Source organism: Paraburkholderia sp. XV (assembly GCF_020177535.1).
Lineage (GTDB): Bacteria > Pseudomonadota > Gammaproteobacteria > Burkholderiales > Burkholderiaceae > Paraburkholderia > Paraburkholderia caribensis.
Genome location: NZ_JAGUUD010000099.1, coordinates 1 through 14097 on the forward strand (window position 1 = coordinate 1; position 14097 = coordinate 14097).

14 protein-coding genes are annotated in these 14097 nt (G+C 63.2%); 9 read left to right on the plus strand and 5 right to left on the minus strand.

The window, feature by feature from the left end; genetic code table 11:
* Nucleotides 1-143 precede the first annotated feature (143 nt).
* Nucleotides 144-1169, minus strand: a complete 1026-nt coding sequence (locus KFO72_RS32315; RefSeq protein ID WP_054929554.1) for a sulfate ABC transporter substrate-binding protein — start codon at nucleotides 1167-1169, stop codon at nucleotides 144-146.
* A gap of 270 nt (nucleotides 1170-1439) precedes the next feature.
* On the opposite strand from KFO72_RS32315, the gene KFO72_RS32320 reads away from it, so the two are divergent.
* Nucleotides 1440-1721 (plus strand): hypothetical protein, encoded by a 282-nt coding sequence (locus tag KFO72_RS32320; protein ID WP_062915035.1) that lies wholly within the window; start codon nucleotides 1440-1442, stop codon nucleotides 1719-1721.
* A 26-nt stretch (nucleotides 1722-1747) separates the two neighbouring features.
* Here the strand turns inward: KFO72_RS32320 and KFO72_RS32325 are convergent, their stop codons facing one another.
* A complete protein-coding gene (locus KFO72_RS32325; RefSeq protein WP_107202467.1) occupies nucleotides 1748-2350 on the minus strand; it encodes an RBBP9/YdeN family alpha/beta hydrolase in 603 nt (200 codons plus the stop codon).
* 232 nt (nucleotides 2351-2582) lie between these two features.
* Here KFO72_RS32325 and KFO72_RS32330 point away from each other — a divergent pair, with 232 nt between their 5' ends.
* The 6 genes from KFO72_RS32330 (at nucleotide 2583) to KFO72_RS32355 (ending at nucleotide 6679) form a co-directional block, all read left to right on the plus strand.
* Nucleotides 2583-3524 (plus strand): 2-hydroxyacid dehydrogenase, encoded by a 942-nt coding sequence (locus KFO72_RS32330; RefSeq protein ID WP_225033821.1) that lies wholly within the window; start codon nucleotides 2583-2585, stop codon nucleotides 3522-3524.
* Nucleotides 3525-3586: 62 nt separating this feature from the next.
* Nucleotides 3587-4513 carry a hydroxymethylglutaryl-CoA lyase gene (locus tag KFO72_RS32335; RefSeq protein ID WP_062915033.1) on the plus strand — a complete coding sequence of 309 codons (927 nt, stop codon included), beginning with the start codon at nucleotides 3587-3589 and terminating at the stop codon, nucleotides 4511-4513.
* A gap of 21 nt (nucleotides 4514-4534) precedes the next feature.
* The gene (locus tag KFO72_RS32340; RefSeq protein ID WP_054929549.1) at nucleotides 4535-5065 is read left to right on the plus strand and encodes a YbaK/EbsC family protein; all 531 of its coding nucleotides are present in this window, start codon (nucleotides 4535-4537) and stop codon (nucleotides 5063-5065) included.
* Entirely contained in the window at nucleotides 5062-5310 is a 249-nt protein-coding gene (locus KFO72_RS32345) for a DUF1289 domain-containing protein (protein WP_035986981.1), read from the plus strand. Before KFO72_RS32340 ends, KFO72_RS32345 begins: the two co-directional genes overlap by 4 nt.
* Nucleotides 5307-5762 (plus strand): MaoC family dehydratase, encoded by a 456-nt coding sequence (locus tag KFO72_RS32350; RefSeq protein ID WP_060599346.1) that lies wholly within the window; start codon nucleotides 5307-5309, stop codon nucleotides 5760-5762. Before KFO72_RS32345 ends, KFO72_RS32350 begins: the two co-directional genes overlap by 4 nt.
* On the plus strand, nucleotides 5759-6679 hold the full coding sequence (locus tag KFO72_RS32355; protein WP_062915031.1) for an MBL fold metallo-hydrolase: 921 nt from the start codon (nucleotides 5759-5761) through the stop codon (nucleotides 6677-6679). Before KFO72_RS32350 ends, KFO72_RS32355 begins: the two co-directional genes overlap by 4 nt.
* A 207-nt stretch (nucleotides 6680-6886) precedes the next feature.
* Here KFO72_RS32355 and KFO72_RS32360 read toward each other — a convergent pair whose 3' ends face one another.
* On the minus strand, nucleotides 6887-7786 hold the full coding sequence (locus tag KFO72_RS32360; protein ID WP_225033822.1) for a DMT family transporter: 900 nt from the start codon (nucleotides 7784-7786) through the stop codon (nucleotides 6887-6889).
* A 113-nt stretch (nucleotides 7787-7899) separates the two neighbouring features.
* Here KFO72_RS32360 and KFO72_RS32365 point away from each other — a divergent pair, with 113 nt between their 5' ends.
* Nucleotides 7900-8385: an Lrp/AsnC family transcriptional regulator gene (locus KFO72_RS32365; RefSeq protein WP_224099735.1), complete on the plus strand. Its 486-nt coding sequence runs from the start codon at nucleotides 7900-7902 to the stop codon at nucleotides 8383-8385.
* Nucleotides 8386-8415: 30 nt separating this feature from the next.
* Here KFO72_RS32365 and KFO72_RS32370 read toward each other — a convergent pair whose 3' ends face one another.
* On the minus strand, nucleotides 8416-9306 hold the full coding sequence (locus KFO72_RS32370; protein ID WP_225033823.1) for an alpha/beta fold hydrolase: 891 nt from the start codon (nucleotides 9304-9306) through the stop codon (nucleotides 8416-8418).
* Between the two features lie 264 nt (nucleotides 9307-9570).
* Between KFO72_RS32370 and KFO72_RS32375 the strand changes: the two genes are divergently transcribed.
* On the plus strand, nucleotides 9571-10530 hold the full coding sequence (locus KFO72_RS32375) for an NAD(P)H-dependent flavin oxidoreductase (protein ID WP_062915835.1): 960 nt from the start codon (nucleotides 9571-9573) through the stop codon (nucleotides 10528-10530).
* Between the two features lie 69 nt (nucleotides 10531-10599).
* On the opposite strand, the gene icmF is transcribed toward KFO72_RS32375, so the two are convergent.
* Nucleotides 10600-13974, minus strand: a complete 3375-nt coding sequence (icmF, locus tag KFO72_RS32380) for a fused isobutyryl-CoA mutase/GTPase IcmF (RefSeq protein ID WP_225033824.1) — start codon at nucleotides 13972-13974, stop codon at nucleotides 10600-10602.
* Nucleotides 13975-14097 lie beyond the last annotated feature (123 nt).

Here is a 14097-nt window from a genome sequence, read left to right on the forward strand (position 1 = left end):
GCCCCGCACAGGGGCGACGCGTGAAGCACGCTAACGTAACGCGGATGCCAGCGAAAGCAAAGGCAGAGGCAAACCGCGGATGCCAGCACCAAAACAGGCAAACCACCCAGCGTCGCAGACAAGACCCCCCCAGCGCTCTGCGCCTATTTCCTATCTACGATGATCTGATCGAACGTACCCCCATCTGCGAAATGCGTTTGCTGCGCCTTCTGCCAACTGCCGAACACCTGTTCGACGGTGAACGTCTTCAACGGCTTGAACTCGCTCGCATGCTTCGCAAGCACGGCAGGATCCCGCGGACGCAAGTGGTGCTGCGCGATGATCTCCTGCGCGGGCGCCGTGTACAGATAGTCAACATACGCCTGCGCTTCCTTACGCGTGCCACGCTTGTCGACGACCTTGTCGACGATCGCGACGGGCGGCTCGGCCAGAATGCTCATCGACGGATACACGGCCTCGAAACTGCCCGCGCCGACGCCCGTGTCGATCAGCGACACTTCGTTTTCGAACGTCACCAGTACGTCACCGATGTCGCGCTGCGTGAACGTCGTCGTCGCGCCGCGCCCGCCCGTATCGAGCACCGGCACGTTGCGAAAGATCGCCTTCTCGAAATCGAGCGCCTGTGCATCCGTTGCGCCATTCTGCTTCTTGTAACCCCACGCGGCCAGATACGTGTAGCGGCCATTGCCCGCCGTCTTCGGATTCGGAATCACGACCTGCACACCGGGCTTCGCCAGATCGTCCCAGTCCTTGATGTGCTTGGGATTGCCCTTGCGCACGAGGAACACCATCGTCGTCGTGTACGGCGCACTGTGGTCCGGCAGGCGCGCCCGCCAGTTCGCGGGCACGAGCTGGCCACGCTCGGCCAGCAGATCGATGTCGTTCGGCTGGTTCATCGTCACGACGTCAGCCTGCAACCCCTGCAACACCGACAGCGCCTGTGCGCTCGACGCACCGTGCGACTGTTTGACCGAGACCGTCTCGCCGCTCTTCTGCTTGTACGCCGCAATGAAGCCCGGATTGATGTCCTTGTACAGCTCGCGCGTGACGTCGTACGACACGTTCAGCAGCGATGCATCCGCACGCGCGCCCTGCGCAGCGCCGAGCGAAAGCGTCAACGTCATGAAGCCAACCACGAGCCTGCGCGTTTGATCCCCTCTGCCTGCCATCTTTTCCCCGCTTGTCAATGATGAAGCATGTCGCCGCGACGTTGCGGCTGGAGCAGCGATTCTAGCGGATCGATTCGTGAGAACGCGTGGACAAATTCCTACGTCGTCCGGCCAGGTTTCTCGACTTGATAGCCGCGCGTACGATTGGTTCGTAACGGTGCACGCGAAACGCGGATCGTCGCGTTGCAGCGCAATTTGCCGTTGTTCGTCCGTTGGGTTTCTGATCATTCAGAACCCTACTTAAGAAAGATTTTGCTTAGGATGATACGAATGGAAACGCTAGAAAAACCCCTTGTGAAGCACCGCTTTCACACGCTTCGACTGATCCACGGTGGTCTCAATATGGAGGCACGCATGACCCGGGCTGAAACCACAATCGAACATATTCTCCAGAACCTCGAAGAACTCAAACGTGAAGTGCGAGAGTTGAGGGCCTACGTCGACCAGCGCTTCAGTGCGCTGGAAAGTATCATGCGCACCGAATTCCGCCTGCTATGGGCGGCGAACTTCGCGCTCGCCGGTCTGCTGGCCAAGGGCTTCCACTGGATCTGACAAATATGACCTTGCCAGGCCGCAGGCTAGCCGACTACCTGCGTGGCAAGCGCCTCGCTATCATCGTGAAACCGTAGCGGCGCGGCGCAATGCGCGAGCGTGTCCACGAAGTATTTCGCGCGCGGCCACGGTCCAAAGCCCGCGGCAGTATTGATGTGACCTGCATCGCCCAGATTGACGAACGCGCTGCCCAGATGCCTTGCCAACTCGCGCGCGTCGGCAAGCGCCATCCACGGGTCGGTCTCGCTGCCGATCAAAATGGAAGGCACGCCAAGACGGCGTGCGTCGAATGCACCCGCAAACTCGAACTTCTTCGGGCTGGCAGGCGCGACGAATAGCACGCCCGCTATATCGGCCACTGGCACGCCCTGTTGCAACGCATGCACGGCGGCGAGGCACCCAAAGCTATGCGCCGCAAGCACAAACGGCCCGCGCTCGCTGGCCAGTACATCGCGCACCGCCTGCGCCCATATTGCGAGATCCGGTGCGTCCCAATCCGTCTGCTCGACTCGCAAGGCACGCGGAAACTGGCGCTCCAGCCAGGTTTGCCAGTGTGCCCCTTCGCTGCCGTGCAAGCCCGGCACGGTCACGAGCCTTGGCGGCCAGATCGATCGGGTGCACGAAAACATGATTCTTTCCTCGTAGCGGGAATCTGGAAATCATTGTCGCGTGGGCGGCGCATGGCTTGAACCAATTTTTCGTGCTTTGCATATCGCCGTGCCGCTGCGCGTGCCCGCTCGCGCCCGCATCGTGCGCCTCGCGTCCGCGGGAATGCGCGCGAAGGGCGGCGAAAAAGTAGAATGAAGCCTATCCATAAAAGCCGCCCGACATCTGGCGACAGCAACGCTCAACCGGCCACGCATGAAAGTCCTGTTCTATACACCGCAATCCGATGCCGATGTCTGGCTGCACGATCTGTCGCGCGTACTGCCGGGCGTCGACTTGCGCGAATGGCACCCGGGCGACAACGCCCCCGCCGATGTCGCCGTCGTCTGGAAACCGCCGCGCGAGATGCTCGCCGGCCGCGACGACTTGCGTGCGATCTTCAACCTGGGCGCCGGCGTCGACGCGATCCTGAAGCTCGAACGCGAGCATCCCGGCACGCTGCCGCGCAACGCGCAGCTCGTGCGGCTCGAAGACACAGGAATGGCGCAGCAGATGTCCGAGTATGTGATGCACGCGGTGCTGCGCTACATGCGACGCTTCGACGAATACGACCGGCTTCAGGCAGAACAGCGCTGGCATGTGCTCGAACCGCATACGCGCGAAACCTTCACGGTCGGCGTGCTCGGTCTGGGCGTGCTCGGCTCGCATGTCGCGACGACGCTCGCCGCGGCGGGCTTCCCGGTGCGTGGCTTTAGCCGCAGCGCGCGCGAAATTGACGGCGTCGCGACCTTTGCGGGCGAAGCGCAGTTCGACGCGTTCCTCGATGGCCTCAGCGTGCTCGTCAATCTGCTGCCGCACACGCCCGACACGCATGGCGTGCTGAATCAGCGCAACTTCTCGAAGCTCGCGCGCGGCGCGTACCTCGTCAATATCGCGCGCGGCGCGCATCTCGTCGAACAGGATTTGCTCGTTGCGCTGGAGCAAGGCCAGATCGCCGCAGCAACGCTCGACGTATTCGTCGAGGAACCGTTGCCGTCGCAGCATCCGTTCTGGACGCACCCTCGCATCTCGATCACGCCGCATATCTCGGCGTTGACGCTGCGCGAAGAAAGCATTGCGCAGATTGCGCAGAAGATCGACGCGCTGATGCGTGGCGAGCCGATCGGCGGAATCGTCGATATCGGGCGCGGCTACTGAGCGCGTTGGCAACACGATAATCTCGCGGCAAGCGCCGGCTGCCGTCGACACAGGAGACAAACATGACCATGCCACAAGCAGTGAAAATCGTCGAAGTCGGTCCGCGCGACGGGCTGCAGAACGAGAAGGAATTCGTACCCACTGACGTCAAGATCGAGTTGATCAATCGTCTGTCGGCGGCCGGGTTCAGAAATGTGGAAGCGGCGTCGTTCGTGTCGCCCAAGTGGGTGCCGCAGATGGCCGACGGCGCCGACGTGATGGCGGGCATCGCGCGTCGCGCGGGCACGATCTACTCGGTGCTGACGCCGAACCTGCGCGGCTTCGAAGGCGCGCTCGCCGCGCGCGCCGACGAGATCGTGATCTTCGGCGCGGCCAGCGAGGCGTTCTCGCAAAAGAACATCAATTGCAGCATTGCGGAAAGCATCGAGCGCTTCGTGCCCGTCGCGCAGGCTGCGAAGGACAAGGGCCTGCGCATACGCGGCAGCGTGTCGTGCTCGCTGGGATGTCCGTATCAGGGCGACGTGCCCGTCGCGTCCGTGGTCGATGTGGTCGAGCGTTTCGCCGCGCTCGGTTGCGACGAGATCGACATCGCCGACACGATCGGCGTCGGCACGCCGAAGCGCACGCGCGAAGTGTTCGCCGCCGTCACGCAAGTGTTTCCGCGCGAGCGTCTGTCAGGGCATTTCCACGATACTTACGGCCAGGCGCTCGCGAACATCTACGCCGCGCTGCAGGAAGGCATCGAGATTTTTCATGCGTCGGTGGCGGGCCTCGGCGGGTGTCCTTATGCAAAGGGCGCGACGGGCAATGTCGCCACGGAAGACGTGCTGTATCTGATGAACGGACTCGGCATCGAGACAGGCATCGACCTCGCGCAGGTCGTCGAGATCGGCGATTTCATTTCGACGTCGATCGGCAAGCCGAACGTATCGCGCGCGGGCAAAGCGCTGCTGGCGAAGGCGCGCAGCGAAAAGTCCACCTGCGTATGACCCATCACAGGAACCCACCACATGTCGGATAACGCAACGGTACAAACACCTCACACGCCTGATCTGGATTCGCTGCCCGAGTCGGCGCGCCGCGTCGCGCTCTTGCTGCGCGAGCGCGGCCATGCCGGGCAGGTCGTGATGCTGCCGGAAACGGGCAAGACCTCGGCGGAAGCGGCGGCGGGACTGGGCTGCTCGATCGCGCAGATCGCCAAGTCGATCCTGTTTCGTCGCCGCGAAGACGACGCGCCCGTGCTGATCATCGCGAGCGGCGCGAATCGCGTAGATGAAAAGAAGGTGGCCGCGCAAGTCGGCGAGATTGCGCGCGCGGACGCGAAGTTCGTGCGCGAAAAGACGGGTTATGCGATCGGCGGCGTGTGTCCGATCGGTCACGCAACGACGCCCGTCACGCTGATCGACGCCGATCTCTTCACGCTCGACAGCCTGTGGGCCGCCGCCGGTCATCCGCACGCCGTGTTCAACCTGACGCCGCAGGAACTGGCCACGCTGACGGGCGCACCCGTCATCGACGTGGCGTTGCGCGAGACGGCATGACAGCCGACACCGCTCGCGTTCAGGACCCGGCACAATCCATCGCGCCCGTTCCTTCGCCATGCATCAACGTGTGCCGGATGAACCCGTCCACGGGGCTGTGCGACGGTTGCCTGCGCACGATCGACGAAATCGCAAACTGGTCTTCGTTCGACGACGCGGCAAAGCGCGCGGTGTGGGATGCAATCGACAGGCGCCACGTGGACTTCATGGCGAAGCAAGCACCGAAACGCGAGACGAAAACATGAACACGCCGCCGCGCGTCGTCACCGTCGGCGAGACATTCAGCGCGACGCTGAGCCTTGCTGCGGAATCGATCAAATCGTTCGCCACGCTCGTGAACGACCTCAACCCGCTTCATCACGACGACGCGTACGCGGCGCAAAGCCGCTTCGGCGGCCTGATCGCCTCCGGCACGCAGCCGACCGCGCACTTCATGGCGCTGCTCGCCACGCACTACTCGACCTACGCACAACCGCTCGGGCTCGAGTTCGACATCAAGCTGAAGAAAGCCGCGCACAGCGGCGACACGCTGACGATGACCTGGCGCGTCGTCGGCGCATTCTGGAAGGCGAGTCTCAATGGCGATCTGACGCAACTCGAAGGCAGCGTCGTAAACCAGCGCGGCGAAACGGTACTGATCGGCAAGTCGACGATACTCGTGATGCCGAAGCCCGCCGCACAGGAAGGCGGCGCATGATCGCGCTGCCTCCGTCGATACGCGTGTTCGAACGCGGCTGGCTGTCGTCGAACAACGTGCTGCTCGTCGACGATGCAAGCGCGGCGCTGGTCGATACCGGCTACGCGTCGCACGCGGCGCAAACGGCCGCGCTCGTCCGGCATGCGCTCGGCACGCGGCCGCTCGACCTGATCGTCAACACGCATCTGCATTCGGATCACTGCGGCGGCAACGCGCAATTGCAGGCAACGTGGCCATGCCGGACGCTGATTCCATCGACGGAAGCGGATGCGGTGCGCGAATGGGACGAGTCGCGTCTGACGTTTCGCGCAACGGGTCAATTCTGCGAACGTTTCGCGTTTTCAGACACGATCGAACCGGGCATGCGCCTGACACTCGGCGCACTCGACTGGGATGTGCTCGGCGCGCCGGGCCACGACCCGCACTCGCTGATGCTCTATTGCGCCGGGCAAAAGCTGCTGATCAGCGCGGACGCGCTGTGGGAAAACGGCTTCGGTGTGATCTTTCCAGAACTCGAAGGCGACAGCGGTTTCGCGGAGCAACAGGCCGTGCTCGAACTGATCGGCACGCTGGATGTGAAGACTGTGATTCCCGGCCACGGCGCGCCGTTTTCCGATGTGCATGCGGCGCTCGATCGCGCGTTGTCGCGGGTTGCATGGCTGCGCGCCGATCCGGCGCGTAACGCGAAAAACGCGCTGAAGGTGTTGATCGTGTTCAAGCTGCTCGACGCACGGTCGCTATCTTTCGAAGCCTTACTGCGCATGCTCGACGACGCGAGCGTGATGCGGGCCGCGGCATCGATGCTGAAGCCGCGCAGCGCATGGCCCGCACTGTTGCGTGAACTGGTAGAAGGATTGGCGGCGGAGAACGGGCCGCTGCGATTCGACGGCGAGCAGATCACTGCGCGCGCCGATTGATTCGTGGGCACGAAGCCGCGTGCACGGCCGTATAAAAAGAAAGCCGCTCGGCTTTCGGTTCGAGCGGCGCAATTACTGTTGACGTGATCAGCGTCGAAGAAATAATAACCGCGCGTAGCTTTCGAACGCATCGGTGATTTCCCTACAGATTCTTAACGTCCGACCTGACACGTTATTCGGATTCCGTACTATCGGTATGAAGTACCGTTATATGGAGTAGCGGCGCGCCGGCACGATGCGCCACCCGAGATTCACGCCCGCCGCCGCCAGCAGGATCAGCACCGCGCCGGCCACCTGAATCCACGCGAGCTTCTGGCCGAACGCGATCCGGTCGACCACGATTGCTACGACTGGGTAGATGAAGGACAGCGCGCCCGTCATCGCCGTCGGCAGTTTCTGGATTGCGCCGTACAGCAGCACGTACATGATTCCCGTGTTCACTATGCCGAGCGTGACGAGTTGCAACCAGTGCGCGCCCGTCGTGGGCAACGCGTCATACTGCACGAACGGTGCGAGCATGGCGACGCCTGTCGTCACCGTAATCAGCGCGATAAGGTGCGGCGGCGTGTTCTTCAAGTGCTTTGTGATGACGGACGAAACCGCGTACAGGAAAGCCGCGCCGACGGCATACGCGACGCCTTGCAGATATTGCCCCGGCATCGCGAGTACGGCCGGCTCCACTTTCACGACGAACACGAGTCCGACGAATGCGATCAGCAGCCAGGCGAGCGTCGATGCCGTCACGCGCTCGCGGAACACCAGCGCGCCAAGTGCGACGAGCATGAAAGGCTGCGTGCTGTAGACGGTCGTCGCCATCGAGATCGACGCGCGCGAGTACGCAGCGAACAGCAGCACCCAGTTCATGACGATGGCCGCGCTGCTGAACGTGGCGAGCGCGATCATCTTCCACGAAAACAGCTTGCGTTTGAGCAGTCCGAGCACCGCGCAGATCAGCAAGAGCGTCGCGCCGCCGAACAGGCATCGGAAGAACGCGACGTTCAGCGCCGATTGCTGCGACGAAACGACGAGCCAGCCAATCGTCCCCGACATCAGCATCGCGAGCGTCATCTCGAACGCGCCGCGCCGCACTTCGTTGTTTGCCGCCATCTGAAAGCCTCCAGAAGAATCACATCTTGCGATCAGTGTAATTAATCTGAAGTGGCCGATACATATCTAAAATCAGGCCATCGACCAAATCCACCTTAAATGCAAAGGCCAAAATGACAAAGCGCCTTAATCCCGAAACCAGACAAGCGCCCGCGCCCACGACGCTCGACGACACCGACCGCATGTTGCTCGCGAGTCTCGCCGACGACGCGCGCCAGCCCGTCAGCGAACTCGCGCGCAATGTCGGCCTGTCGGCGCCCGCGACGGCGGACCGCTTGCGCCGCCTCGACGCGCAAGGCGTGATCGAGCGCTTCACCGTGCAGATCGATCCGCGCGCGCTCGGCTACACGCTGCAGGCGATCGTGCGCGTGAAGCCGCTGCCGGGTCAGTTGCATCTGGTGGAAGACGTGATTCGCCGCATTCCGGAGTTCGTCGAATGCGACAAGGTGACGGGCGACGATTGCTTCATCTGCCGCCTGTATCTGCGTTCGATCGATCAGCTCGACGAGATCCTGTCGAAAGTGACCGAGCGTGCGGAAACCAGCACCGCGATCGTCAAATCGACGCCGGTGCCGCGGCGCTTGCCGCCACTCGCCTGAGGCGTCGAGCGGCTGGAAAGCCCCCGGGAATCAAAGCTCGACGGCTTCGAAGAAGGACAACATCTCCGCAACGAGTTCGGCGGGCGCTTCCTCGGGAATGTAGTGGCCGCACGGCAGCGAACGGCCGCTGACGTCGCGCGCCACCTTGCGCCATTCGGCGATCGGCTCGAAGCACTTTTCGACTACGCCTTCCGCGCCCCACAGCACGCGCAGCGGACAGGCAATCTTGTGGCCGCGTTCGATATCGGCGCGATCGTGCTCGAGATCGATCGTCGCGGAGGCGCGGTAGTCCTCGCACATCGCGTGCACGGCGCCCGGCTGCCGCAAGGCCTTGCGATACTCGACGAGCACCTCGGGCGCGAACGGCGCGAGGCCCGCGTGACGGCTGCCCATCACGCGGTCGACGTAGACGTCGGGATTGCCTTCGATCAGCGTCTCGGGCAGCGGCTCCGGCTGGATCAGGAAAAACCAGTGGAAATAGAGCGTTGCGAACGTGCGGTCGGTGGCTTCGTACATCGCGAGCGTCGGCGCGATGTCGAGCAGCATCAGGCGTTCGACGGCATCGGGGAAGTCGAGCGCCATCCGGTGCGCGACCCGCGCGCCGCGATCATGCGCGGACACCAGAAACCGCTCGTAGCCGAAGTGCCGCATCACGGCGACCTGGTCCGCCGCCATCGCGCGCTTTGAATACGCCGTGTGCGTCGCGTCGCTCGTCGGTTTCGCCGACGCGCCGTAGCCGCGCAGATCGGTCGCGATCACGGTGAAATGCTCGGCGAGTTGCGCCGCGCATCGATGCCAGATCAGATGGCTCTGCGGATGACCGTGCAGCAGCAGCAAAGGCGGTCCTGCTCCGCCCTTGACTCCATGAATATCGACGTCGCCGGCCGTGACCCGGAAAGGTGTGAAGTCCGCGAAGGGCATGACGGAACTCGTTGTCGGTGTAAATCTGGGCATTGTAGAAGGCGAGTGTGTCGCGGCGAGTGGGATAGCCCACGCTTTCGTAGAACCTGAACACTCCTTCCAACGACACCGAACGAGCAACGCGGCCCAGACTCACCTATAATCGAACGATCGTTCTTAAATTTGAAACTCAACGGCTGTTTGAAGCGACACGTGGACGGCAGCCGCTACACTCATATCGCCGGGCATCGGATGCACCGGCATGTCGATCTGGAGACTCGCACCATGGCCTTGCCCGCCGTTCTGCAGAACCTTGCTCTGCCCGTCGTCGCCTCGCCGATGTTCATCGTCAGCTACCCCGAGCTCGTGCTTGCGCAGTGCAAGGCGGGGATCGTCGGTTCCTTTCCGGCGCTCAACGCGCGCCCGGCCGAACTGCTCGACGAATGGCTGACGCAGATTCAGACATCGCTCGCCGCGCACAAGGCGGCGAACCCGAACGCCGTGATCGGGCCGATTGCCGTGAACCAGATCGTGCATCAGTCGAATGCGCGACTGGAGCACGACATCCGCGTGTGCGTCGAACACAAGGTGCCGATTTTCATCACGAGCCTGCGTGCGCCCGCCAAGGAGATCGTCGATGCCGTACACAGTTATGGCGGCATCGTGCTGCATGACGTGATCAATCTGCGTCACGCGCAGAAGGCGCTGGACGCCGGGGTCGACGGGCTGATTCTGGTCGCCGCGGGCGCGGGCGGCCACGCGGGCACGACGTCGCCGTTCGCGCTGGTCGGCGAAGTGCGGCGCATGTTCGACGGCCCGATCGTGCTGTCCGGCTCGATTGCGAACGGCGGCTCGATCCTCGCCGCGCAGGCGATGGGCGCCGACCTCGCATACATGGGCACGCGCTTCATCGCGACGAAGGAAGCGCACGCCGTTGAAGGCTACAAGCAGGCGATCATCAACGCGAATGCCGCCGACATCGTCTACACGAATCTCTTCACGGGCGTGCACGGCAACTACATCCGCGAGAGCATCCAGAACGCGGGACTCGATCCCGATGCGCTGCCCGAGTCGGACAAGACGGCGATGAACTTCGGCAGCGATAAGGCGAAGGCGTGGAAAGACATCTGGGGCGCGGGCCAGGGCGTGGGTCTGATGCACGATGTGCCTGACGTCGCCGAACTCGTCGCCCGTTTGAAGGACGAATATCAGGCAGCGAAGACTCGGCTCGGGATTGGTCGCTGAGTCGCCGGGCGGGTCCGCACGCAAAATCTGAAAAGGCCGCAGACGCGGCCTTTTCGTTTCACGAAGCCGTCACATGTTGCGTCGGTACTGACCGCCCACTTCGAACAGCGCATGGGTGATCTGTCCCAGTGAGCAGACGCGCACCGCCTCCATCAGCACGGCGAAGACATTTTCATCGTCGATGACGGCCTGCTTCAGGCGCTCCAGCATCGCCGGGGCGTCGCTTTCACGCGATGACTGGAAAGCGCGCAGGCGCTTCAGTTGCCCCTGCTTCTCTTCTTCCGTCGAGCGCGCGAGCGCAATGGGCGGCGGCGCGTCGTGCGCATGCGCGCCAAGGAACGTATTCACGCCGACAATCGGATACGACCCGTCATGCTTGCGATGCTCGTACAGCATCGACTCGTCCTGAATGCGGCCGCGCTGATACCCCGTTTCCATTGCACCGAGCACGCCGCCGCGCTCGGTGAGCCGGTCGAACTCCGCGAGCACGGCCGCTTCCACGAGATCCGTCAGTTCGTCGATGACGAAGCTGCCCTGGTTCGGGTTCTGGTTCTTCGCGAGTCCCCATTCGCGATTGATGATCAGCTGGATCGCGACCGCGCGGCGCACCGAGTCTTCCGTCGGCGTGGTGATCGCTTCGTCGAACGCGTTGGTGTGCAGCGAGTTGCAGTTGTCGTAGATCGCGATCAGCGCCTGCAACGTGGTGCGGATATCGTTGAAGTCGATTTCCTGCGCGTGCAGGCTGCGGCCTGATGTCTGCACGTGATACTTCAGCTTCTGGCTGCGTTCGTTCGCGCCGTAGCGGTCGTGCATCGCAACGGCCCAGATACGCCGCGCGACACGGCCGAGCACCGTATATTCCGGGTCCATTCCGTTCGAGAAGAAGAACGACAGGTTCGGTGCGAAATCGTCGATAGCCATACCGCGCGCGAGATACGCCTCGACATAGGTAAAGCCGTTTGCGAGCGTGTACGCGAGCTGCGAGATCGGGTTCGCACCCGCCTCCGCGATGTGATAGCCGGAGATCGACACCGAATAGAAATTGCGCACGCCGTGCTCGACAAAATACGCCTGTATGTCGCCCATCACCTTCAGGCTGAATTCCGTCGAAAAGATGCAGGTGTTCTGCCCTTGATCTTCCTTCAGGATGTCGGCCTGCACCGTGCCGCGCACGTTTTCCAGCGCGAAGCGACGCGCGGCATCGAGTTCGTCTTCGGAAAGTTCGCGGTTTTCCTGTTGCGCTTTCGCGTGCGCGAGCGCGATCTGCTGATCGATCGCAACGTTGAAGAACATCGCGAGAATGGTCGGCGCGGGTCCATTGATCGTCATCGACACCGACGTGTCGGGCGCGCACAGATCGAAGCCGTCGTAGAGCGCTTTCATGTCGTCGAGCGTCGCCACGGAAACACCTGAGTTGCCGACCTTGCCGTAGATATCGGGCCTTTCGTGCGGCTCTTCGCCGTAGAGCGTGACGGAATCGAACGCCGTCGACAGGCGCCTCGCGGGCATTCCTTCGGACAGCAGCTTGAAACGGCGGTTGGTGCGGAACGGGTCGCCCTCGCCCGCGAACATGCGTGTCGGGTCTTCGTTCTCGCGGCGGAACGGAAACACGCCCGCCGTGAACGGAAAGTAGCCGGGCAGGTTATCGAGCATCAGCCAGCGCAGGATTTCGCCGGGGTCCTTGAACGCCGGCAACGCGACCTTGCGGATTTTCGAGCCCGACAGTGTTTCGACGGTGAGCGCGGTGCGGATTTCCTTGTCGCGAATCTTCACGACATGTTCGTCGCCGGAATAGGCAGCGACTGTGTTCGGCCACGCATCGAGCAGCGCCTTCTCGCGCTCGCCCATCTGCGACGCGCGAGCGTCGATGAGCGAATCGAACGCAGCGGCATCCTGCACGCGGCCGTTCGCCTCGTTCAGCATGCGGCGCGCTTCGTCGAGCTGCCAACGTTCCCGCGCGAGCTGCGACTGCGCTTCGACGCGCTCCCGATAACCGCGCACCGTCAACGCGACGTCCGACAGGTAGCGCACGCGCGCGGGCGGCACGATGGCGTTACGGCCTGTCGAATGCCGCACGCCTTGCAGTTTCGGCAATCGCCCGTCGCTCTCATGCAGACCGTGATCGTGCAGTGTCTTCGCGACATATTGGTACACAGCCGTCACGCCGTCGTCGTTGAAACGCGACGCAATCGTACCAAATACCGGCATCTCCTCAATTTTCGACGCGAATTTATGTTGGTTACGCTGCACCTGTTTTGCGACGTCGCGTAACGCGTCGGCGGCGCCTTTGCGGTCGAACTTGTTGATCGCGACAACATCCGCGAAATCGAGCATGTCGATCTTTTCAAGCTGGCTTGCGGCGCCGAACTCCGGCGTCATCACGTACAGCGACTTGTCGGCGTGCGGCACGATCGCGGCATCGCCCTGTCCGATGCCCGACGTTTCGACCACGATCAGATCGAAGCCCGCCATCTTGCAGGCGTCGATTGCGTCGGGCAGCGCGTCGGAGATTTCACTCGATGCCTCGCGCGTCGCCAGCGAACGCATGAAGACGCGCGCGCCGCTGCCCCAGTCGCCGATCGCATTCATGCGGATACGATCGCCGAGCAGCGCGCCGCCCGATTTGCGGCGAGAAGGATCGCTGGCGATCACGGCGATGGTCAAGGTGTCGCCGTAGTCGAGGCGAAAACGCCGGATCAACTCGTCGGTCAGCGACGACTTGCCCGCGCCGCCCGTCCCTGTGATGCCCAGCACGGGCACGCGCGTGGGTCCGGCTTGCGCGGCAAGTGCCGCACGCGTGGCGGGATCGACGTCGCCGGTTTCGAGCGAGGTGATCAGTTGCGCGAGCTTGCGGAATGCGGCGACACGCCCGGCTCGATCCGTGTCGCGGTGCATCGCGTCCTTCAGGTCGACAAGGAGTTGCGCAGGCTGGGTGTCCGCTCGCGCCGCGTCGCGGCAACGCGCGATCATGTCGTCGATCATCCCTTGCAAGCCGAGCCGCTGGCCGTCGTGCGGCGAGTAAATACGCTCGACGCCGTAGCGCTGCAACGCCGCGATCTCATCGGGAACGATCACGCCGCCGCCGCCGCCGAACACCTTGATCCGCTCGCCGCCACGCTCGCGCAACAGATCGACCAGATAGCGGAAATATTCGACGTGCCCGCCCTGATAACTCGACACCGCGACGCCGTCTGCGTCTTCGTGCAGCGCCGCCGTCGCGACTTCTTCGACGGAGCGGTTGTGGCCAAGGTGGATCACCTCGACGCCGCTCGCCTGCAGGATGCGCCGCATGATGTTGATCGACGCGTCGTGGCCGTCGAACAGCGCGGCGGCCGTGACGAAACGCAGGCGTCGCGAGGACGGCTCGTGCGGCGAGCGCGGCGCGGAAGAGCGGGAAGCGGGCGCGTCGTCGCCGATGCGCTGCGGCGTGGAAAGATCAGTCATGTCTCCCCCGGATCGAATCGTCAGGTTCGTTCGTCTCTGCTTCGGGTGCTGCAACCAGTATAACGATACGACCCGATCGTCCGTGCGGCGTTCAGTGGGAGCGAACCGACGTGCGCCGCGCCG

Bases quoted from the DNA above. Each gene is read 5' to 3' on its own strand.
- KFO72_RS32315 (WP_054929554.1), bottom strand. From the start codon at position 1,169: ATGGCAGGCAGAGGGGATCAAACGCGCAGGCTCGTGGTTGGCTTCATG.
- KFO72_RS32320 (WP_062915035.1), top strand. From the start codon at position 1,440: ATGGAAACGCTAGAAAAACCCCTTGTGAAGCACCGCTTTCACACGCTT.
- KFO72_RS32325 (WP_107202467.1), bottom strand. From the start codon at position 2,350: ATGTTTTCGTGCACCCGATCGATCTGGCCGCCAAGGCTCGTGACCGTG.
- KFO72_RS32330 (WP_225033821.1), top strand. From the start codon at position 2,583: ATGAAAGTCCTGTTCTATACACCGCAATCCGATGCCGATGTCTGGCTG.
- KFO72_RS32335 (WP_062915033.1), top strand. From the start codon at position 3,587: ATGACCATGCCACAAGCAGTGAAAATCGTCGAAGTCGGTCCGCGCGAC.
- KFO72_RS32340 (WP_054929549.1), top strand. From the start codon at position 4,535: ATGTCGGATAACGCAACGGTACAAACACCTCACACGCCTGATCTGGAT.
- KFO72_RS32345 (WP_035986981.1), top strand. From the start codon at position 5,062: ATGACAGCCGACACCGCTCGCGTTCAGGACCCGGCACAATCCATCGCG.
- KFO72_RS32350 (WP_060599346.1), top strand. From the start codon at position 5,307: ATGAACACGCCGCCGCGCGTCGTCACCGTCGGCGAGACATTCAGCGCG.
- KFO72_RS32355 (WP_062915031.1), top strand. From the start codon at position 5,759: ATGATCGCGCTGCCTCCGTCGATACGCGTGTTCGAACGCGGCTGGCTG.
- KFO72_RS32360 (WP_225033822.1), bottom strand. From the start codon at position 7,786: ATGGCGGCAAACAACGAAGTGCGGCGCGGCGCGTTCGAGATGACGCTC.
- KFO72_RS32365 (WP_224099735.1), top strand. From the start codon at position 7,900: ATGACAAAGCGCCTTAATCCCGAAACCAGACAAGCGCCCGCGCCCACG.
- KFO72_RS32370 (WP_225033823.1), bottom strand. From the start codon at position 9,306: ATGCCCTTCGCGGACTTCACACCTTTCCGGGTCACGGCCGGCGACGTC.
- KFO72_RS32375 (WP_062915835.1), top strand. From the start codon at position 9,571: ATGGCCTTGCCCGCCGTTCTGCAGAACCTTGCTCTGCCCGTCGTCGCC.
- icmF (WP_225033824.1), bottom strand. From the start codon at position 13,974: ATGACTGATCTTTCCACGCCGCAGCGCATCGGCGACGACGCGCCCGCT.